A 21605-nucleotide genomic window follows, 5' to 3' on the forward strand; every position below is an offset into this window, starting at 1 on the left:
CATCCCCTTATACGGTAACCTATAAATCGTATTTGTTAATTAATGATTCTAATTTAGCTCTGTTGTTTTCATTGAACGGTTTGAACGGACGTTTTGGTAATCCACCATCAATACCACGTGTCGCTAAAATTTCTTTCAATGTAGAATAAATGCCCATAGACAGCACATTTTCAATAATGTCGTTAGTATCATGCTGAATTTGATAAGCTTCATCAATTTGACCACTTTTAGCTTTTTCAAAAATTTGTCTTGCGCGTCTACCATTGACATTATATGTAGAGCCAATTGCGCCATCTACACCAGAAATAGCCGCTTGTACTAACATTTCATCAAAACCAGAAAGTATTAATTTATCTGGATACGCTTTGCGAATACGTTCTAATAAGAAAAAGTTAGGAGCAGTATATTTCACACCGACCACTTTTTCATGATTAAATAATTCACCAAATTGTTCTATAGAAATGTTAACGCCAGTTAAATCTGGAATTGCATAAATAATCAAATTATTTTGTGTCGCTTCAATTAATTCAAAATAGTAATCTTTGATTTCTTCAAATGAAAATGGATAATAGAATGGTGTAACTGCAGAAATTGCATCATACCCTAATTCAGTTGCATATTTACCTAGCTCTATTGCTTCATTTAAATCTAATGATCCAACTTGAGCGATCAATTTTACATTCTCATTCACTGCCTCTTTAGCAACTTTAAAAACTTGTTTCTTTTGCTCTTTATTTAATAAGAAGTTTTCGCCTGAGCTGCCATTAACATAAAGTCCATCTAATCCTTCAGTTTCAATGGCATTTTGTGCAATTTGCGCCAATCCTTCCTCTTTAACCTGACCATCCTCATCAAATGGTACTAATAATGCTGCATATAAACCTTTTAAATTCTCTTCCATTTTATAACCCTCCATCTATATATTTAAGTTATTATTTTTAATCATTTATATAAACATATAATGCTTTAAAAAATATCTTTTATTTATTCTATTTACAGTTCGAATTGTAAACGCTATCATAGAGTGTGGCAATAGCTTTTTGAAAAAATGCATCATTTTATAATGATATACGTGAAAAATTTTTTCAATATTGATTTTCTTGTAGAAATTAAGGAGGGTGCAAATATGCATCAATATAAGATTGCTATTGATATTGGGGGAACAGAAATTAAGGCTGCTGTGGTAGATCAATCATTAAATTTTATAGAGTACATCAAAACACCTACCCCAAATAACATCGATACGTTTATTAGGGATAAAGTTTATGAGCTTGTAATGATGTTGCAGAAATCTTATCAAATCGACCCACTTTATGTTGGTATTTCTAGCGCAGGCGTTATAGATGAACAGCGCGGTATAGTTGAATACGCTGGGCCAACGATTCCCAATTATAAGGGAACTGACTTCAAATCTTTGCTTGAACCGTTAAATGCTCAGGTGAATGTATTTAATGATGTCAATGCAGCATTATTAGGAGAACTGGCTTTCCATGATTACAGCTCACAAAATATTTTTTGCTTAACTCTGGGAACAGGAATTGGTGGCGCTTTTTATAACAAATACGCGCAACTATACAATGGCGAAAGAAATCGCGCTAATGAAATTGGTTATTTGCTTTATGATAGAAAAACAAACAAAACCTTTGAACAACGTGCCTCAACAACTGCCTTAAAAGCACTCATGTTAGAAAAAGGGTTTATTCATCAAGACAATGTGCCAAAATTATTTGAACTAGCAGATCAACAAGATACGCTTGCACTAGCCATACTCAATCAATGGAGTGATTCCATCGCAGAAGGCATCGCTCAAATACAAATCATTTATGATCCTGGGTTAATACTGATCGGTGGCGGTGTTTCGTCACAAGGTCAAAATTTATTAAAATACATCATACCAAAAGTCGAATGTTATTTACCTGAACAATACGGTCATGCTCAAATACAAACAACAAGTACACAGAATCACGCTGCACTATACGGAGCAGTCTCTAGATTTTAAAAAGTTTTTGTCATCATTTTGTTGTCATAATAATGAAAGTTACTCCGTTTTAAAAGGCAAAACTATAAAAAACGCCAAATTCTAAATTATCCCAATAGAATTTGGCGTTTATGTTTTAATCAAAAATATTTATTTTCACAATGATTCTATTCATTTAATACTACTTTTTTAGTATGTTGATATACATTATGCATATACGTATCGTCCAATAATAAGTAACTGACGATATCTATTAAAAATAATGTAGCTATTTGAGTATTGATAAATTGGGTGTCTTTATTCCTAGATTGATCAGTAGTAATAAGCACTAAATCCGCACACGCTGTAATTGGACTTCCTTCATAATTTGTTATCACTACGACATATGCACCACGTTCATGTGCAACTTTAGCTGCAGCGATAAGCTCTGTAGTTTCGCCACTATTTGAAATTGCAACAAATGTATCGGAAGTTGATAATAAAGAAGCAAATATTTTCATTTGATGTGCATCTGTAGACACATTCCCTTTCAACCCCATTCTCATCATACGATAGTAAAATTCAGTAGCTGATAATCCAGAACTACCAAGTCCTGCATAAATAATTTGCCGACTACGAATAATTTGGTTTACAAAACTTTGAATTTTTTCATCAGAAATAAATTCTCCTGTTTGTTGAATAATATTTTGATGATATTTATGAATACGTTGAATTAATGGACTATTTTCTATTACTCTTTCTGACATTTCTTGCTGTAAATTAAACTTCAAATCTTGAAAGTTCTCGTAATTTAATTTATTACTAAACCTTGTGATTGTTGCAGGTGAAGTACCAATCGCATATGCTAATGAATTAATTGTTGAAAATGTGTCGTCAAAGTCATTGTTTTGAATATATGCTACGATTTGTTTATCTGTTTTGGTAAATAAATGATGATAACGTTGAACGCGATTTTCGAATTTCATTTTGTGCATCCTCCCATCCCAATATTAGCTATATTATAAATGAAAATGTTTTTCATAACAATGAAATATATTGATTATTATTTTCTTGGTGTTATATTAAAAATATAAATCTATTAGATAATAAAGTATTTTATTAAATCTACTAAAGTTACGGAGTGTATAATTATGTTACCACAAGGATTAATTGTCTCATGTCAAGCCTTGGAAAATGAGCCATTACATTCATCTTTTATCATGTCAAAAATGGCTTTAGCTGCATACGAAGGTGGGGCTGTAGGCATTAGAGCAAATTCTAAAGAAGATATTATTGCTATAAAACAAGAAGTGAATTTACCTGTCATCGGTATTGTAAAAAGAGATTATGCAAATTCTGATGTTTTTATCACTGCAACACGTAAAGAAGTCGATGAATTACTAGAAAGTAAATGTGAAGTCATTGCTCTTGATGCCACAAAGCAAGCACGTCCTAAAGAATCACTTAAAGAACTTGTTTCATATATACGTCAGCATGCACCAAATATAGAAATCATGGCTGATATTTCTACACTTGAAGAAGCACAATATGCTGATAAATTAGGTTTTGATTACATAGGAACTACCCTTCGTGGCTATACTGGTTATACAAAAGGACATATTTTGTATGAAGATAATTTCCAATTTTTAAAAGATGTGCTATCACATGTTCATGCGAAAGTCATAGCTGAAGGAAATGTCATCACACCTGAAATGTTTAAACAAGTTACAGAATTAAATGTTCACTGTACAGTCGTCGGCGGTGCGATTACACGCCCTAAAGAAATCACTAAAAGATTTATTCAAGCAATTGAAAATTAATAATTTAAAAAACCCGTATTCAAATACATGGTTCCTACATGGTTAATGAATATGGGTTTTTATATAATTTTTTATTTAGTATGCTATAGTTCCTCGGCAACAAATATTTTTCTATCTTCCCACTCACCTGTTTGCTCATTGTAATTATCACATGTAATTAATGTTAACTGCTTCTTATTCGATGCTTGTTCATCTAGCACTTCGACTTCATCTGGTTTCACATCATAAATTTTAGTAATCTTATACGTTCTTCGTTCATCTCCAACTTTAAAATAAACTTTACTTCCTTTTTTTGTTTCAGGTAACTTAGAAAACTGATAATCCGAATGACCCGTTAATGTATGACCTGCAATTGCGATATTTTGATCCTCTAATGTTTCGTTTGATTCCACAAAACTTACGCCTCTATCTAATTGTTTGGGCGTGGCAGGTCCTGGATAAACAGGTGTTTTAATATCTGCATCAGGGATTGATAAATATCCTGCCATTTTTGTCTTATCTTTAGGTATTTCTACTTTCTCATTTTCAGAGGTTTTAGATTGTTTGTCATAATGTTCTATTTTATTTTCATTGTCTTTTTGTGCAAAGTAATTATCAATTTTTGGTTTTATAAATAAATAAATCGCTATTATGATGAGTGCTACACCAATTAGTGTGACAAGCCTACTTCCCCATTTTTTCATGTAACGAATACTCCTTTTTCTAAATCAAAATATTCATTGTAAGTATAGCACAACTCATTATCTAACAACGTTAATTTCTCCATAAAACCTTTTATAGTTTTAAAAATTTCATAATGTGGTAGATACTAAAGTATTCAATATATATAAAGGATGTGTTTGTATGTCAGTATTTTCAGATGATGAACGTGTAAAAATATTATCTGACATTATTGAAATTCAATCTGTGAATGAAAATGAACTTGATGTCGCACATTATTTACAGGATTTATTTAATAAATACGGAATTCAAACCAACATTGAAAAACTTGAAGGTGAAACTACGAGAGCTAACTTAGTGGCAGAAATTGGTGATGGCAAACCTGTTGTTGGTGTTTCAGGACATATGGATGTTGTCACTACGGGTGATGAAAATTTATGGAATTATGATCCATTTAAGCTCACAGAAGATGATCAAGGTAGATTACATGGACGTGGCGCTGCAGATATGAAATCTGGATTAGCTGCTTTAGCAATTAGTTTAATAGAAATTAAAGAAGCTGGTACATTAAATCAAGGTACAATCAGATTTATGGCGACTGCTGGAGAAGAAGTAACGAGTGATGGCGCTGCTTTATTACATGAAAAAGGTTATATGGATGACGTCGAAGCTTTATTAATTGCAGAACCTTCACAAGATGGCATTGTTTATACACATAAAGGTACAATGGATATTCAAGTTATATCCAAAGGTAAATCTTCACACAGCTCAATGCCTGAATTAGGTTATAATGCAATTAATCCTTTGGTTGATTTTATTCATTATTTAAACAAAGCTTATAACAAAGTAGATGTTAAAAGTGAATTACTCGGTACCCCAACAATGAATTCAACAATTATCTCCGGTGGTGATCAAGTCAACTCAATACCAGCTTATGCTGAATCATTGTTTAATATGCGTACTATACCAGATTACGATAATAATAAATTTGAAGCACTATTTAACAGTATAAAAGATCAAGTTAAACAAGAAAGTGACGCTGATATTACTGTTAATCCTTATGTAAATCGTGACCCTGTATATACTAAAGGGGATAATGAATTCTTAAAATTGGCTAAATCTTTAGGTGATTCTTATTTTGATAGAAACCTAGAAGTAACTTCTTCTACTGCAACTACAGACGCATCATATTTAATGAAGGATAAAGATGAACGTTTCTCATTTGTAATGTATGGTCCAGGCGAAACTGGCCAAGCACATCAAGTTGATGAATATGTTTATAAAGATACTTATCTAGCTTTTATAGATTTATATAGCCAATTATTACCACAATATTTAAATACTTCTAAATAAAATAACAAAACACATAATGTAACTACCATGAGCTCAATAAGTAAAGGCTAAAATATAAACCTCATACTCAAATAAAGGACGAATCCATATGAAGTGGATTCGTCCTTTTAGACAAATTTGACCGTAGCATGCTTGCTTGAAATATGATGTATGATAATCCGAGCGTGTACGCCATCTTTTCATCCAAGTCACTAAGACTTTTGGTTTCTTGTAATCATTATGGATGAACATGAATATTTATTTTTTCATCTCTAACCAATTAATTAATTCATTTAAATTATTAACTGTTATTGTAGGATTCTGTCCATTATAATCAAAATGTTCTTTTTGTCTATTCACCCAAACCGTATCAAAGCCAAAATTTGTTGCTCCAGTTACATCCCAAGAATTAGAAGAAACAAACAATATTTCTTCTCTTTTCAAATGATTATATTTCAAAATCAATGCATAACTTGCAGGGCTTGGTTTATATTGCTTAATTTCATTAACACTCATAACCGTATTGATATCTTCACTTAATTCAGAGTTATCAATCAATGGTCTAAGCATATTATCGTTTCCATTGGATAGTATGCCTACATTGATATTCATGCTGTTCAGCTGGGCAAGTACTTTAGGTACTTCGTGAAAATATTCTAAATTTAAAAAAGCATCAAACAAACGATTTATATCTTCTCGATCATATTTTATTTTGTGCTCATCCATTGTGTAACGTAAAGCTTCTTTTGTTAATTCATCAAATGGGATATATCGTTGCATAATTTGTTTTAAAAACATGTGATTTAATTGCGTTTTTCTCCACAGTTTAGAAATAGATGTTGCTTGTTCATCATCAAATTGGGTCATACCTTTTTTTAAAGAGGACATGTCAAAAAGTGTTCCATAAACATCAAAAATAATTGCTTTATACATTTTAAACCTCCTATTCAAAACACACATTTACTATTCTTTATCACGTTTCAACAAAGTCAAACAGTTTCTTATCATTTTTGTAAAATGATAAAGGTCATTGAAAGGTGATGCATTCTATCATTTATTAATTTTTTGTAAATTTTTTAATTATAGCTTTATTATACTACAAAACGGTTATAGAACAGTAAGAAGGGAGGCTGGTTGTTATGAGAAGAATGTTTCTATTAGATTTATTAAACCTCTTTTTTATCGCCACAGGTTATATGTTGATGATTACTTTAATTTTATTTTCATTTGACTTCTTACAAATACAAACAACCGGTTCAGTATTTTTAGAATCATTGAGCGCTATTACCATTTTTCAATTTTTTAGCAATCCTATTTTCAATGGTTTATTCACTTTGTTTTTAATCATCTCTTTCCTATTATTTCTGTACAAAGCATTTGAACTTTATCAAAAAGAAAAGTAAATATCATTGTTATTCAATCATTCAAAGCTCAATTTTATATTATTACAGTAAAGTAACTATTTTTTATTTATAACGCGTATCATCTAACTATTTTAATTTTTATGAATTTTATATTGTAACAATACATTTTAAGTTATATAATATTCTAAGAGAATGTTTCATGCTATATCTCTAGGCTTTTATTGCCATCTATCATCATAGTTATATTCCATTCCCAGAATTAAACTTTATGCACCCATTAACACAAATGATATCGCACTGCATTCTCAACAAATGTGCAAAAATTGCTCATTTGAAAAGAGATCTAAAATCACTTTCAGGCAGTGATTTTAGATCTTCTTATAATGCGCTTACTTTAATTTTCCATTAGGATAAACCATAACTTTTAATGAACCACTTTTGTTTGTTCTCGCTCTTTCCATAGCCTCTTGTGCATTTTCTAAATCATATGAATCGGTAAACATTGTATTTAAATTTGCTGCAGTTGAAGATAACATTTCAATGCCCATTGGATAAGTATTAGCATATCTAAAAATACCTACAACATTGATTTCATGATTAGCAATAAACGGTATATTTAATTCAATGTTTTCTTGTTGAGGCAAGCCAACTATTGCTAAAGTTCCTCCATTGTTCAAGGCCGCTAATGCATTTTGTAGTGCAGTAGGATTGCCTGCAGTTTCAAAAGCATAATCTACACCTCTATGATTTGTTATTTCATTGATACGAGTTATAACATCCTCTTCTTTAATATTTATAGCATGTGTTGCACCGAGTTCTAATGCTTCATCCAATCTTATTCGTTCAAGATCTGACACGATAATTTTTGTAGCTCCAAAAGCTTTTGCTGCTACGACAGCCATCAACCCCACTGGGCCCATGCCCATAATTACTACTGTAGAACCTGGTTGAACGTTCGCACGTTTACATGCTTGTACACCGACTGAGAATGGTTCATTTAATGTTGCTTCTTCATATGATAACGCATCAGGAATATGAAATAGAAACCCTTCAGGATGACTTATATATTGACTAAAAGCGCCGTCAATAGGAGGTGTGGCTAAAAACTTAACGTCTGGACATAAGTTATATTTACCAGATTTACAGTATTCACACTCTCCACATGGAACACCAGGTTCAATAGCAACTCTATCTCCAGGTTTAAAATTTGTTACTTCTGGACCAATATCAGCAACAATTCCCGAACATTCATGTCCTAAAATTAGTGGTTTTTCAACTACAAATTCTCCTACACGACCGTGTTCATAATAATGAACATCTGAACCACAAACACCTACTGCCTTCACTTTTACTAAAACATCTGTCGGTCCTAACTTAGGTACATCTACTTCTTTAAGTTCCATCTCAAATGGTTTATTTAATATTGAAATATTCATTGTTTCTGGAATATTATTACTCATTTTAAATTCCTCCTAAAAGTTAATTAATCTTTAATAAGCTCTCTGTCATCGTTTTTGTCTGTGCGTATATATTCTTATAAACTTCAAAATACTGCTTATATTTTTTATGATTTTCTTTATTAGGTTTATATGTCTCTCCTAATGCTATAAATGTTTTAGCACAAGCTTCCATTGTATTGAACCAGCCTAAACCATATGCAGCGAGCATCGCTGCACCTACACCTGGTCCTTCTTCATATTTCAATGCAGTGACTTGAGTATTGAAAATATCGGCTTGCATTTGTAACCAAAATCTGTTTTTTGCACCTCCACCAATTGAAATAATTTCATCAATTTGCCTACCGTTTTCTCTCATATATACAATAGATTCATACAGTGAATAAGTAATACCTTCGACTGTAGCTCGTGCAAAATCCGCTTCTTCTGTATTACTATTTATGCCAATAAAACTTCCTCTAATATATGCATCACCATGTGGTGTCCGCTCTCCTTGAATATATGGTGAAAACAATAACCCATTTGCTCCAATTGTAGATTTCTCAGCAAAATTCAAGATTTCATCAAAAGAATATGCTTTAAAAAGCATTTCTTTTAACCAATTTAAACTATGACCTGCACTTAACGTAACGCCCATTGCATATGACATATTAGGCATGGCATGTTTAAAGAAATGAATATTGTGGCCATAATCTACTTCATTGTTTGAAGTACACGATAAAATCACACCTGAAGTTCCTATACTACATAACGTTTGACCTTCTTTTATAACACCAGAACCTAGTGCACCACATGCGTTATCTGCGCCACCTGCAAAAACAGCAATATCTTCGGTAATGTCAAGTTCATTTTTTACAATTTCTGTAACGTTACCGACGTAGCTATGCGACTGTACTAACGGTGGATATATATCACCAAAGCTCAACTTATCACCTATTTCTTTTTCCCAGTTATTTGTTTTAGGATTGAAGAGAAGCGTACCTGCTGCATCACTATATTCCATAGCAATATGACCTGTTAATCGATAGCGTACATAATCTTTAGGCAGCAAAAACACAGATAATTGTTGCCAATAATCCGGCTCATTCTGTTTCATCCATAAAAGTTTAGGTAATGTAAAACCTTCGAGTATAGGATTATTTAAAAGCGTTTTTCCAAATTTATTTTCTAGTTCTTCGCATTGTTTAGTAGTTCTAGTGTCATTCCATAATATTGCATTTCTAATAGGTTTGTATGATTTATCCAATGGTACTAAACCGTGCATTTGTCCAGAAAATGAAAGACCGCTAATACGTATATTTGCCATTGCATCTTTATTTATCAATTTTTTTATACCTTCTTTTACTGTATCAACCCACGATTCAGGATCCTGTTCATTATAACCAGCATATGGTTGACTCAATTTCAAAGGAATACTTGACTGTTCAATAACATGACCACATTTATTCACAGCGATAATTTTCACTGAACTCGTACCTAAATCTACACCAAGTACAACATTTTCCACTTTACCTCTCCCTTTCTTAATAATTTTCAACTTGTGTGTTTAATGTTCTAACTTTATCGTCTCCAAAGCCAGGTTGGTGAACTTTAATATAATAAGTGATTGCTGCACCTACGAAATAACAAATTGCAAAAGCCCATACAACGCCCACTTCATTAAATAATGGTAAAATAAGCGTAGCAATTAATGGTGCAATAAAATTACTCAATCCTGCCGCAAGATTATGTGAAGAAAGTGTAGCACCAATATGATCGGGCTCTAAGGCTGTAAAAATCGCAAAAATAGGAACAAATGCTGATTGAGTGATACCAAATAATACTGCACATAAAATTGCGATTGCAAACACATCACCACTTAGAATTGGTAAGTAATAGAATAATAATGTCGTGATGCCACAACCAATACAACCGAATAACATTACTTGGCGTTTCCAACCAATTTTATCAGCGATAATACCCCAAACTACATCTCCAACGATACATGTCACATGCATTGTCCCCCATGTCCATAACCATTGTTGCATTGAAAAACCAATAGTTTCCGTAAATAATACTGGGAAGATAATAACTAACCCAAATAATGATAATTGATTGATGATACGTACGATAAAAACTTTAATAATGTCTGGATTTTTATACACGACGCCGATATCTTTTAATACTTTAGTATATCTTTGTTTAACTGAAAGCGTTATATTCGGTTTTACATCGCGTTTTCCTACAACTATAAATGCGATTAAACCGCCGATAAAAATCCATATTAAAGACATCCATAATGTTCCATTAAAACCTATAAATGGAATAGTGAAACTAGGCAAATAAGTACCAATTACTCCCATACCTACTGAGAACATTGCCCAAAACCAACCTATTGCTGTGGCTAGTCTTGCTTTATCAGTAATATAGGTCACCCATACTAAGAAACCATATAAAAACAAAGGATAACCCAATCCTCTAATACCGTATAACACTAACATCATGGGTAAATTTTCCATTCCTATTCCAAACAGTAAAAAAAGCACATGGAAAATCAGCCATATCACCGTTCCTAAAGCCATTATTTTCCTAGGACCGTAAACATCAGATAAAACAGCCGCTAGCCATGACCCCACAACTACCATCACACCATAAACTGTAAAAACTAAAGAAGCCTGACCACTAGAAAAGCCGATATCAACAATATTTTTTGATAAAAATGCCTGTTCAATACCATCTCCTGTCATAAAAATAAATATAGCTATAAGTGCAATAAAAATAATTTTCGGAATACCCATCCATGTTTTTGGACTATCTTTAGAAATTGTAACGTTATCCAAAATATTTCCCCCTTATTTAAAAAATGATTAAAATAAACTTAAACGTTTAAGTTTTAGTGATTAAGTTAACGGGATTAAAATCAAATGATTTTAAAAACCCGTCTTGCTTAAATAATCTATATAACTATAGCTTTTCAACTGTATATAACCATAACAAGCATCAACAGCTATTAGATTAAGAATATGTTTTCAAGTTTTAATCATAATGTCTTATCCTCAGCAAATGAACATGATTCACGGATAATTAATTTCGTATCTAGTTTTACCGAAGAAACATTTTCCCCTTGAATTAGATGATTGATCATTTCTCCAGCGACACGACCTATCTCTTTTGTAGGTTGTGAAATGACTGATAATTTCGGAGTATAAATTTCATTCCAATAACTATCATCAAAACCAATTATAATTACATCTTTAGAGATTTTTTTGCCACTCTCTTTTATTGCTTGTAACGCACCTAATAACAATAAATGATTAGTTGCCACAATGGCTTGAACATGTTTATTAATTAATGATTTCGTCGCATGATAGCCGCTATCAATTTGCGCATCCGTGCCCAGTTGCTGATTACTATAATAAATAATTTGTTCATCTAACTTTATATTATTTTTCTTCAACGCTTGTTCATAACCCAATTTTCTCTCTGAGGTTGTGCTAATATCAGGATTTGCTAACAATAACCCTATATTTTTACAGGTACTATCAATAATTCTTTGAGTTGCATTAAACGCTGCTTTTTTGTTATCTACGCTTATAGAAGGTAAATCTGCGCCATCTATTTTTCTATCTATTGTCAAGATAGGTGTTTGCTTCCACTCTTTCTTTAACTTCAATTTAGATTTTACAGGCACTAATATAATAGCGCTTACATTTTGTGCGATAAACGTTTCTATTAAGGCTTGTTGCTTTAGTTCATTTTCCTCTGACGACACAACAGCTACATGTAATTGATGTTTTTGACATTCGTTATTTAATTCTGTCAGTATTTCTGTGAAAAAGGGATTTTGATCAGGTACAATGAAAACAATTAAATTAGATTGTCCAGTTTTTAAACTTCTTGCAAATTGGTTTGGTTCATAGTGCAGTTTATCAATTGCATCTAATACTCTTTGCCTCGTCTTTTTTCCTAATTCAGTACTTTTGTTATTTAAAACATTGGAAACGGTCGCAATAGATACATCAGCAACTTTTGCTACATCATGTAGTGTAGGTTTGTTTTTTACCATATCCCCCACCTTAAACGTTTAAGTTATTTGTTTCGACATATTCTTGTCAGCTAAATTCATTATATATATTTATAATAATAAATGCAAACGCTATCATAAATTTTGGAAATTTTTCATTATCGCGTAATTTGAATGGACACTAATCATTTTATTACTTCAAAGGGTGTTTTATTTTCCAAAATAAAGATTTTGCAATTTACCCTTATATTCAAAATACGAATTATTAATTCTTACTATCATTTTAATAAACTTTATTTGTAACCTAACTATTTTGTATGCGTCAGTTGTACAATAACGTTAATAATTTAATTGTGAGTGTCACATAATAAAGTAAAGGTGATCTTTGTGATAAGTTCTCTATCAATAAAAAATCATTATATGACTGAATTAGCGAGATGCATAAATGAAATCATTATCTTAATTCCTATAAATAAGTCGTGTAAAATAAATTTAAATGGATCGATGATAACCATTGCCCATGCTTGTATAATTAATAATGCAGATTTATATCAATATATTGATATTGAAAATCTAATAGAACTTAAAATACCACTCCCTTTATTTATAGAAAAGGATAAATCCATCGTTAACGCCTTTTTTGATATCAAACAAGTTAAATATATAGAGCAATTTCGTAACTTAATTTTGCAAAAATTACATAATCACATTCAAAATCGAAAATACATGCATCTTTATATATCAAATATTATTGAATTTTTACTTAAAGAAGCAAAAGTCCATTTAGATGATCAATATCTACCAACTTTGTATACCAAGCATCCTTTAGTTCAACGTCTGACTCAATACATACATAAACATATCAATGAACCTTTAACTACAAAGCAAGTGTCTAAAGCTTTTTATATATCACAATCGTATATATCTATTTTATTTTCCAAAATATTAAATATGAATTTCAAACAATATACAAGTTCTCTTAAAATTGCATTATCCCTATTTGATTTATTAGAAAAGGAACAAAGTATTTACGATGTCGCATTAAAATATAGTTACACTAACGTTAGTACATATTCTAAAAACTTCAAATTTTATGTAAAAATGCCACCAAAATACTATATTCATCAATTCAGGAAAAATGATTTGAATTCACCGTACCAAGTTTCTTTAAGCACATCTAACTTAACTAAGATTATCAACAAAATGTATAACTTTTCTCATAATCAACATATTTCGTCTAATCAAATCGTTTTGGATAAACTGAAGTATACTCACAAATTTAATGTGACACGTACTTTTATCACATTTGAAGATTTACATAAGTTAATTTCATTTAATCGCTCAAATTTTTCAATTAAAATACTATCGCTAATTTCAAAGCCAAATTTAATTTTACTTCACACTAATTTCGATGATTTAAACAAATTAGATTATCACAACGTCTTTGAAGCGATCAAGCAATTGCTTATCAAAGGTTTTGAAATAACTTTAAAAGTTGACAACCCGCCTTTTTCGCAAACAATTGATTATCAAATCATCAAAATATTAAATTTATTAACACTACTTAATGATAATATTTCAAATGTTAGTTTGCTTGTTGAGACAAATCATAAAACGTTTAAAAATGATCAAAGATTAATTGAAAACTTTAAACAACAATTTCCCACTTTGAAATGTGCGGTAAATGTTAGATACATCCTAGAAAATAGTGGGAATTTTGCAAGGTTCCAAAAAATATTGGTACATTGAATGCAGATTATTATTTTATTGATACTGATTGCTACTTACTAAAAAGCATACTATCAAAAAATTGGTTCAACTCTGATAATACTTTTGATACCCGTCAGCTCATCATGCTATTTTTAAACCAATTACATCCATCTATTGCTAAAAAGATAATTTTTAATAATGTCACGCACTCTAATTTAAAACATTACTATAAAGCAATGTCCGTATCACCACATATTTTACTTATGCATTTATTAACTGAATTCCAAACATTAATTGGTGGCTTTGCATTTCCATATTTTTCTGAAGATGATGACCAATTTATGTTGGTTAACCATAATTGTAGTACGATGCCAATTGTTCACGTTTTCAGTTTATTAAAACCTTTTTTTAATTTGCATATCGCTAAATTGCCTTACGGTTTAATTGGAAAATCTAAGCACCACTTTCACATACTATTATTTAATACTTTAAATTATTCAACACAAAAATCTGACCTGGTTGCAAATATCGTTCATAATTACATCACCGATTTTCCAGTTTACACTCGAGTACTTAATGAAAATCACGGTCTCATATCACAGTTAATCCCAAATAATCTTGACTTAAGTTATATTGATTCCAAAATTCTCGAACAAATCAACAATGCAAATATTCCTCTTTCTAAGTTAACGATGCATAGTTATCATAATTTATTGACGATTAAAGTTTCAGAATCAGAAATAAAATATATCATGTTTCCGATTCACTCTTGATGAACAAAATGATTCGAAAGCAAAGTAAAAGAGACTGTGACATAAATCCCCATTCTCAAAATAAGTGGGCAAATCCTTAACAATGGATTTGTCCTCTTTATATTTAAAATCTTCCGATTTTGACCGTGCATGCTTGCCTGGGGTATGGCTCGAGCCTGTAGTCTCTCACTCATACTATTCCCCCGGGCGTCAGCACGTTACAAAATCAGTACAATTTGCATTTTTATTCAAAAAATAAGGCCCTTTCGTATAATTTAATAAACACTACTAAACCAAATTAACGAGGTGCCTTATGTATAAAGATTATAACATGACTCAAATTATACGAATGTGATGATTGTTTAAAATGTCCACTTAAAAATTTATGTATGAAAAAATAGTTCAAAAACGAATAAGAAGATAATGAAGCATTTTAATTGGGAATATTTTAAATCTCAAATTAATCAACAGCTTTCAGAACCAGAGACTAAAAAAATCTACAGTCAAAGAAAAATTGATGTAGAACCAGTTTTTGGATTCATGAAGGCTATTTTGGGTTTCACTCGAATGCCAGTTCGAGGGATAGAGAAAGGCAAAAGAGAATTAGGATTTGTCCTAATGGCATTAAATTTAAGAAAAATAAAGAAAACAACAAATTTCTACATATTTCAATAGAAATTATCGTTTTCTGTTTAGTCAGATACATTTATATCCCGAACTCGTTTACTCATTTATAATATTTAAATTTTTTATTTTTTAAACGATATTAAAAAATGATTGCAAATATCCAACAGTATCTTCATTAATCTCATATTGTTTTTTAACTTTACCTTTTTCCAAATGAAGCACTTCATCTGCACATGAAAGTAACATTTCATAATCATGAGTTATAACTAACACAGTATGCCCTTCATTTGCTAATTTATTAATGATTGTACTCATTTCACGCATATGATGACCATCTAGACCGCTAGAAGGCTCATCAAAAATCAGAATATCTCGTTTCGTTTCTACTGCGCTAGCAATAGCTAAACGCTGCTTCTCTCCTCCAGATAGCGATAAAGGATGTCTATCAAAATGTTCAGATATATTGTAGTTTTGCAAACATCGCTTTATTGTCTCATCATCTAAAGTTGGATTACTCAACCTCAGTTCTTCTTCCACACTTTCAGCAAACAATTGATTATTAACATCTTGAAATACCAAATAAGTATCTACTAGGCTTTGTTGTGTCTTTATCCTCTTTTCTCCAGTATCAATAAAGCCTTTAAATTTTTTCTCGACACCTGTTAAACAACGTGCAAATGTTGATTTACCTGAGCCATTATGACCAATAATCGCTGTCACTTTGCCCTTACTAATATTGACATCATCTATATTTAAAGCTAATTTCTGTCTTCTTTTATATTTAAAATAATAATTTTGCAAATTTAAGTATCCCAATTTATTATTACGTTTAGCTTTTACATTCAATTGTTCTAAATGAATGTTTCTTAATCCTAGAGTTGCTAATTGTTTATTTGATAAAGCATTAAATTGTTCGTTTTCATAAATTTCACTTATTTTCCCATCTTTCATTATAATAAAGCGATCTGCTACTTCAGTTAAATAATGTAAACGGTGTTCGGCAATGATAATTGTTTTACCTTCATTTTTCCAAATTTTGATCATTTGTTGTATTTTAAAAATGGTATTAAAATCTAAATTTGACGAAGGTTCGTCTAAAATAATCAATTCATGACCATATACTTGAATAGCACTACAAGCCAGCATTTGTTTTTCGTCACCTGACAAATTAAATATGTCCCTATCTAAAAGGTGTTTAAAATTAAATTGTTCAGCAGCTTCTTTGATTCGTGTCATAATCTGACTGGGTGATATACCATAATTCTCAAGTTCAAATGCAAGTTCACTTGTCGTATTCAAACAAAAAAATTGTGACCTTGGGTTTTGGAAAACAGAGCCACTTTGTTGTGTTAACTCATAAACATCTTGCTGTTGTGCATCTTTATGATTTATTAAAATTTGGCCGTCTATGTCTCCCTTATAAAAGTTAGGAATAATACCATTAAGCAACCTCGTTAAGGTAGTTTTTCCACAGCCTGAAGTCCCAGTTAAACAAATAACCTCACCATCTTCAATAGTAAGGTTAATATTATTTAATATCTTGCTTTTGCTTTCTTCGTATTTAAAAGACACATCTTTTAATTGAATCATATTCTACCCTCACATTACATAATAAATGATACAAAGTAACAGTAATAATATTAATAACAACCAATCTAACCAACGAATTTTAAGGGAAATAATTGATGTACGTCTATGCGTTAAATTCAAACCGCGTGTAATTGAAGCAATTGTTAATTCGTTACCAATTTTCACAACACTGTTTAGTAATGGGACAACACGATATTCAACATATTGTATTGGATGTATAAAGGCGATTTTCAAAGATATACCTCTCATTTTCATAGCATCCTTTATAGCAGCTGACTCTTCTCTAATTGTTGGCAAAAACCTAAACATAACGGCAATCGGGATCGTGATTTTTCTTGATAATTTCATCCGTTCTAATCCTGTTATTAACACTTCAATTTGTGTAGTTTTAAAAATATAATAGCCCATTGCAAGTGAAGGTAAAAAGCGTGTTATGATGCCCGAAGGTACAAAAATCAATAATGTGGCAACTTGGTTACCACCAATCGTTACAAATGCTTCTCCATACCACGCTATCACAGTTAAAATCAAAATGAATAACCCTATTGTATATTTCTTAATACATAATAATAGTAATGCTGGAACAAGTATTATTATTGCTCTTAAATACACTTCAACACCTGTAACGCCACCTGTTAATGCAACTAGTGATATCATCAAGATTAACGCAATTTTAATTCTTGGGTCTAAATTTAATAAATAGGTCTGTGGGATAGTTTGACTATACATTTTAAATCATACCTGTACGTTTGAAATGTTTTTTTAAAATTAATTTTGCTATATAAACGCCAATCCATGCACCAATTATTGTAGTAATAATAATAACTGGTATCATTTCAACAGAAAATAAAGTGGCGACAGTATTCTGATATTCAATACCGTATTTGTCTTGAATAAAAGATAAATATGAATTTCTCATAAAGTAAAATGGTATAAATGTACCAATAGGCCAAAAGGAAAAGAGAATATACCCTAAACAATTGTATTTCCAGCTTTTATAGTGTTTCATGGCCATTAAGCCATCTGCAATTAATATAACAGGTATACTAAATATCAACGCAATCCATGGATGCCCCATTATAGCTAAAATAAGACTTACAATCGTACCGCATATCGTCAATGCACCAAATTTTCGAACTTTTGATATCAGTAATATAATAGGTATGCCACCTACTAAACCAACCATTGCAGGAAGCAATAACATGAATATAGGTATAATACCTAAAATGCCAGGAGGTGCTATAAAAATAAAATATATTGCCGTAAAGAGTCCTATATTTATTAAATCTTTAACTTCTATCTTACTATTATTCATCTAAAACTCCCTCTTTACACATAACGATAAATATTAATATTACAAGTAGACATAACTAAGCTATAACATCATTGTAGACTCAAGATACTATAATTGAAAATAATTATCAATTACATCGTATTGCATAGCTCCTATTATTTATATTATAAACGAAAAACTTCTCAAAAACTAACTTTCCATTTCACATTTAGATATTCATTTATTCTTATTTTTCACAAAAATCAATACGTCATTTCTAAAAGCAAAGATAATACATTTTGTCATCATACAATCCATTCCTCAAGATTATATGTGTCATATTACACTTTTTAAGTGTTATTCAACTTTAAATTTTCAGAATATATTTACAATTCCGAATTTTCTTAGTATATTCATACGTACCACTACTTCATTTCATTTTTAAAAATTATTGAAGTAAACGAAAAATATTTAATAACACCTTTCTCTTTAAACAACGGGATATGAAGTAAAAGGTGTGTATTTAATTTGTATAACTATTAAACCGACTTATATTAAGTAATACATGGGAGGATTGAAAATTATGGAGAAAATGGAGAGAGCTGCACAATTAATCAATGAAGATAGTAAGTATTTTGCGAAACCGGGAAGAATAAAATACTATCCATTAGCTATTTCTCATGGCTATGGCGCAACACTTGTTGATATGGATGGCAATACATATATCGATTTACTTGCGAGTGCTAGTTCACAAAATGTAGGACATGCACCTCAACCAGTGTCAGATGCTATTAAATCACAAGTAGATAAATTCATACACTATACGCCTGCTTATATGTATCATGAACCTTTAGTTAAACTTGCTAAGAAACTCTGTGAAATTGCACCAGGGGATTATGAAAAACGTGTACTTTTCGGACTTTCTGGTTCAGATGCAAACGACGGCATCGTTAAACTTGCAAGAGCGTATACAGGAAGACCTTATATCATCAGTTTCGTTAATGCTTATCACGGTTCTACATATGGGTCATTATCGATGTCTGCCATAAGTTTAAACATGAGAAAAAAGTATGGCCCAATGTTACCAGGATTCTATCATATTCCATTCCCTGATAGATACAGAGGTATGTTTGGTAGTCCAAACGCTAACACTGTCGATGAATATCTTGCGCCACTTAAAGAAATGTTTGAAAAATATGTACCTGCTGATGAAGTAGCTTGTATCGTGATTGAAACGATACAAGGTGATGGTGGATTATTGGAACCAGTCGATGGTTACTTTAAAGCTTTACAAGATTTATGTAAAGCTCACGGCATATTATTAGCAGTGGATGATATCCAACAAGGACTTGGTCGTACTGGTGAATGGAGTTCAGTTTCACATTATCATATTGAACCAGATTTGATTACATTTGGAAAATCGTTAGCAGGCGGTCTGCCTATGTCTGCAATTGTAGGTCGTGCTGAAATAATGGATACATTAGAAGCACCAGCACATTTATTTACAACTGGCGCTAATCCAGTAAGCTGTGAAGCGGCATTAGCTACAATTGGTATGATAGAGGATGAAAATTTACTTCAAGCGAGTACAGATAAAGGTGAGTATGTACGTAACCGTATGGATTCATGGATTGAACGATTTGATGCTGTTGGAGATGTTAGAGGTAAAGGGTTATCTATCGGCATAGATATCGTTTCTGATAAAGAAAATAAGACACGTGATGCGGAAGCCGCATTAAAAATTTGCAATCGCTGTTTTGATAATGGTGTTGTTATTATTGCAGTAGCTGGAAACGTACTCCGTTTCCAACCTCCGTTAGTCATAACGTATAACCAACTTGATACAGCATTAAATGTCTTAGAATCTGCGATTGAAGATTTAGCATCTGGAAAATTAGACAATTACGACATTGCTGGTCAAGGTTGGTAAAATTGGAGGGATCAATGATGCAACAACAAATAAAACTCACAAATGTTATAAAACTTAGCGGTGCTTACATCGCTTATCTCATAGGTTCTGGTTTTGCAACTGGACAAGAAGTTATGCAATTTTTTGCATCCTTTGGCATATATGGTATATTCGGAGCTTTAGTTAGCGCATTATTATTCTGTCTACTTGGCTCCACCTTAATGATGAAAGGATTTGATCTTCAATTAAAACAGCCAGGCAGAATATTTAAGTATTATTGCGGCAACATCTTGGGTACGCTGATTGAATATTTTACAATTATTTTTATTTTTAGCATTGTTGTCATCATGATTGCTGGTACAGGAGCTGTAGTAGCAGAACAATTCCATCTCCCAAATCTAGTCGGTGTACTAGGTATGGGCATTGTCGCAATGATTACAGTTATTTTAGGATTACAAAAGTTAGTCGATATTATTGGTACCGTTGGACCGATTATTGTCATCTTAACAATTGGTATTTGCTTAATTGTTTTCTTCTCAAATATCGGTAGTTTATCTAATATGCTCTATTTACCAGAAAGCGCTAAAAATTTACAACCAACAACACATTGGTGGCAATCTGGCGGATTATTTTTCTGTTACAACATCTTAGCAGGCAGTATCTTCTTTTCACAACTTGGTCAACAATCAAATAGTAGAAAAGAAGCTGGTATTACTGGAATTGTTGGAGGCTCTGTGTTGATGTTAACAGTAATTGTAATGATTATTGCGCTATTAGTGCATTCTGATCATGTATTTGAATTAGAGGTTCCTGTACTTTATTTAGGTAATACGATTGCGCCGTTTATAGCATTTATATTTTCAGTATGTATTTTATTAGGGATTTATTCTACAACTGCACCAATGTATTGGTTAGTTAAAAATGAATTTATGAAGATTTTCCCATCAAAACTTAGCGTTCCTGTAACAGTTGTGTTAGGTATTATTTTTATAATTTGTGGTACATTACCTTTTGGAGAATTAGTATCCATTATATATCCATTTGTAGGTTATATAGGAGCAATTGTTGTAGTTATCATTTTTGTGCGTACGTTATATAATAATTTCGTCAATAAACGTAGTACATAAATGACAGCCGTTAAAATTCAATAA

Annotated in this window: 19 protein-coding genes and 1 pseudogene; 9 read left to right on the forward strand and 11 right to left on the reverse strand. The window is 31.5% G+C overall.

Annotated features, from left to right (window positions below):
* Positions 1 to 19: 19 nt before the first annotated feature.
* The gene (locus KA824_RS06080) at positions 20 to 901 is read right to left on the reverse strand and encodes an N-acetylneuraminate lyase (RefSeq protein ID WP_107384223.1); all 882 of its coding nucleotides are present in this window, start codon (positions 899 to 901) and stop codon (positions 20 to 22) included.
* A 225-nt stretch (positions 902 to 1126) separates the two neighbouring features.
* On the opposite strand from KA824_RS06080, the gene KA824_RS06085 reads away from it, so the two are divergent.
* The gene (locus KA824_RS06085) at positions 1127 to 1999 is read left to right on the forward strand and encodes an ROK family protein (RefSeq protein WP_107384224.1); all 873 of its coding nucleotides are present in this window, start codon (positions 1127 to 1129) and stop codon (positions 1997 to 1999) included.
* A 146-nt stretch (positions 2000 to 2145) separates the two neighbouring features.
* Here the strand turns inward: KA824_RS06085 and KA824_RS06090 are convergent, their stop codons facing one another.
* Positions 2146 to 2943: a MurR/RpiR family transcriptional regulator gene (locus tag KA824_RS06090; RefSeq protein WP_107384225.1), complete on the reverse strand. Its 798-nt coding sequence runs from the start codon at positions 2941 to 2943 to the stop codon at positions 2146 to 2148.
* A 165-nt stretch (positions 2944 to 3108) separates the two neighbouring features.
* Here KA824_RS06090 and KA824_RS06095 point away from each other — a divergent pair, with 165 nt between their 5' ends.
* On the forward strand, positions 3109 to 3777 hold the full coding sequence (locus tag KA824_RS06095; RefSeq protein WP_107384226.1) for an N-acetylmannosamine-6-phosphate 2-epimerase: 669 nt from the start codon (positions 3109 to 3111) through the stop codon (positions 3775 to 3777).
* An 83-nt stretch (positions 3778 to 3860) separates the two neighbouring features.
* On the opposite strand, the gene srtA is transcribed toward KA824_RS06095, so the two are convergent.
* The gene (gene srtA / locus KA824_RS06100; protein ID WP_107384227.1) at positions 3861 to 4460 is read right to left on the reverse strand and encodes a class A sortase SrtA; all 600 of its coding nucleotides are present in this window, start codon (positions 4458 to 4460) and stop codon (positions 3861 to 3863) included.
* Between the two features lie 160 nt (positions 4461 to 4620).
* On the opposite strand from srtA, the gene KA824_RS06105 reads away from it, so the two are divergent.
* On the forward strand, positions 4621 to 5790 hold the full coding sequence (locus KA824_RS06105) for an ArgE/DapE family deacylase (RefSeq protein ID WP_107384228.1): 1170 nt from the start codon (positions 4621 to 4623) through the stop codon (positions 5788 to 5790).
* Between the two features lie 237 nt (positions 5791 to 6027).
* Here KA824_RS06105 and KA824_RS06110 read toward each other — a convergent pair whose 3' ends face one another.
* Complete coding sequence (locus KA824_RS06110; protein WP_107384229.1) at positions 6028 to 6702, reverse strand: haloacid dehalogenase type II; 675 nt, start codon at positions 6700 to 6702, stop codon at positions 6028 to 6030.
* Positions 6703 to 6908: 206 nt separating this feature from the next.
* Here KA824_RS06110 and KA824_RS06115 point away from each other — a divergent pair, with 206 nt between their 5' ends.
* Positions 6909 to 7172, forward strand: coding sequence for a hypothetical protein (locus KA824_RS06115; RefSeq protein ID WP_107384230.1), 264 nt, complete (start codon positions 6909 to 6911; stop codon positions 7170 to 7172).
* A gap of 350 nt (positions 7173 to 7522) precedes the next feature.
* On the opposite strand, the gene KA824_RS06120 is transcribed toward KA824_RS06115, so the two are convergent.
* The 4 genes from KA824_RS06120 to KA824_RS06135 form a co-directional block, all read right to left on the reverse strand.
* Positions 7523 to 8593 carry an NAD(P)-dependent alcohol dehydrogenase gene (locus tag KA824_RS06120; protein WP_107384231.1) on the reverse strand — a complete coding sequence of 357 codons (1071 nt, stop codon included), beginning with the start codon at positions 8591 to 8593 and terminating at the stop codon, positions 7523 to 7525.
* Between the two features lie 19 nt (positions 8594 to 8612).
* Positions 8613 to 10097, reverse strand: a complete 1485-nt coding sequence (xylB, locus tag KA824_RS06125) for a xylulokinase (RefSeq protein ID WP_181187350.1) — start codon at positions 10095 to 10097, stop codon at positions 8613 to 8615.
* Between the two features lie 16 nt (positions 10098 to 10113).
* Positions 10114 to 11409 carry an MFS transporter gene (locus tag KA824_RS06130; RefSeq protein ID WP_224395352.1) on the reverse strand — a complete coding sequence of 432 codons (1296 nt, stop codon included), beginning with the start codon at positions 11407 to 11409 and terminating at the stop codon, positions 10114 to 10116.
* A gap of 200 nt (positions 11410 to 11609) precedes the next feature.
* On the reverse strand, positions 11610 to 12635 hold the full coding sequence (locus KA824_RS06135; protein ID WP_107384232.1) for a LacI family DNA-binding transcriptional regulator: 1026 nt from the start codon (positions 12633 to 12635) through the stop codon (positions 11610 to 11612).
* 345 nt (positions 12636 to 12980) lie between these two features.
* Between KA824_RS06135 and KA824_RS06140 the strand changes: the two genes are divergently transcribed.
* The 3 genes and pseudogenes from KA824_RS06140 to KA824_RS06150 form a co-directional block, all read left to right on the forward strand.
* Complete coding sequence (locus tag KA824_RS06140) at positions 12981 to 14342, forward strand: helix-turn-helix domain-containing protein (protein ID WP_210123557.1); 1362 nt, start codon at positions 12981 to 12983, stop codon at positions 14340 to 14342.
* Positions 14343 to 14446: 104 nt separating this feature from the next.
* Positions 14447 to 15076 carry a hypothetical protein gene (locus KA824_RS06145; RefSeq protein WP_181187348.1) on the forward strand — a complete coding sequence of 210 codons (630 nt, stop codon included), beginning with the start codon at positions 14447 to 14449 and terminating at the stop codon, positions 15074 to 15076.
* A gap of 317 nt (positions 15077 to 15393) precedes the next feature.
* Positions 15394 to 15792: pseudogene (locus KA824_RS06150) on the forward strand (transposase); the annotation flags it as partial.
* Between the two features lie 19 nt (positions 15793 to 15811).
* On the opposite strand, the gene KA824_RS06155 reads toward KA824_RS06150, so the two are convergent.
* Genes KA824_RS06155 through KA824_RS06165 form a run of 3 tightly spaced genes read right to left on the reverse strand, consistent with a single transcriptional unit; the run spans position 15812 to position 18587 of the window.
* The gene (locus KA824_RS06155; RefSeq protein WP_181187347.1) at positions 15812 to 17272 is read right to left on the reverse strand and encodes an ABC transporter ATP-binding protein; all 1461 of its coding nucleotides are present in this window, start codon (positions 17270 to 17272) and stop codon (positions 15812 to 15814) included.
* 9 nt (positions 17273 to 17281) lie between these two features.
* The gene (locus tag KA824_RS06160) at positions 17282 to 18001 is read right to left on the reverse strand and encodes an energy-coupling factor transporter transmembrane component T (protein WP_107384010.1); all 720 of its coding nucleotides are present in this window, start codon (positions 17999 to 18001) and stop codon (positions 17282 to 17284) included.
* 1 nt (position 18002) lies between these two features.
* A complete protein-coding gene (locus KA824_RS06165) occupies positions 18003 to 18587 on the reverse strand; it encodes an MptD family putative ECF transporter S component (RefSeq protein ID WP_107385996.1) in 585 nt (194 codons plus the stop codon).
* A 550-nt stretch (positions 18588 to 19137) separates the two neighbouring features.
* Here KA824_RS06165 and KA824_RS06170 point away from each other — a divergent pair.
* Positions 19138 to 20475 (forward strand): aspartate aminotransferase family protein, encoded by a 1338-nt coding sequence (locus KA824_RS06170; protein WP_107384013.1) that lies wholly within the window; start codon positions 19138 to 19140, stop codon positions 20473 to 20475.
* A gap of 17 nt (positions 20476 to 20492) precedes the next feature.
* Positions 20493 to 21581: a YkvI family membrane protein gene (locus KA824_RS06175; RefSeq protein ID WP_107384008.1), complete on the forward strand. Its 1089-nt coding sequence runs from the start codon at positions 20493 to 20495 to the stop codon at positions 21579 to 21581.
* Positions 21582 to 21605: the final 24 nt, after the last annotated feature.

Origin of the sequence: Staphylococcus sp. GDY8P198P (assembly GCF_017891615.1) — a bacterium.
GTDB classification, from domain to species: Bacteria; Bacillota; Bacilli; order Staphylococcales; family Staphylococcaceae; genus Staphylococcus; species Staphylococcus cohnii.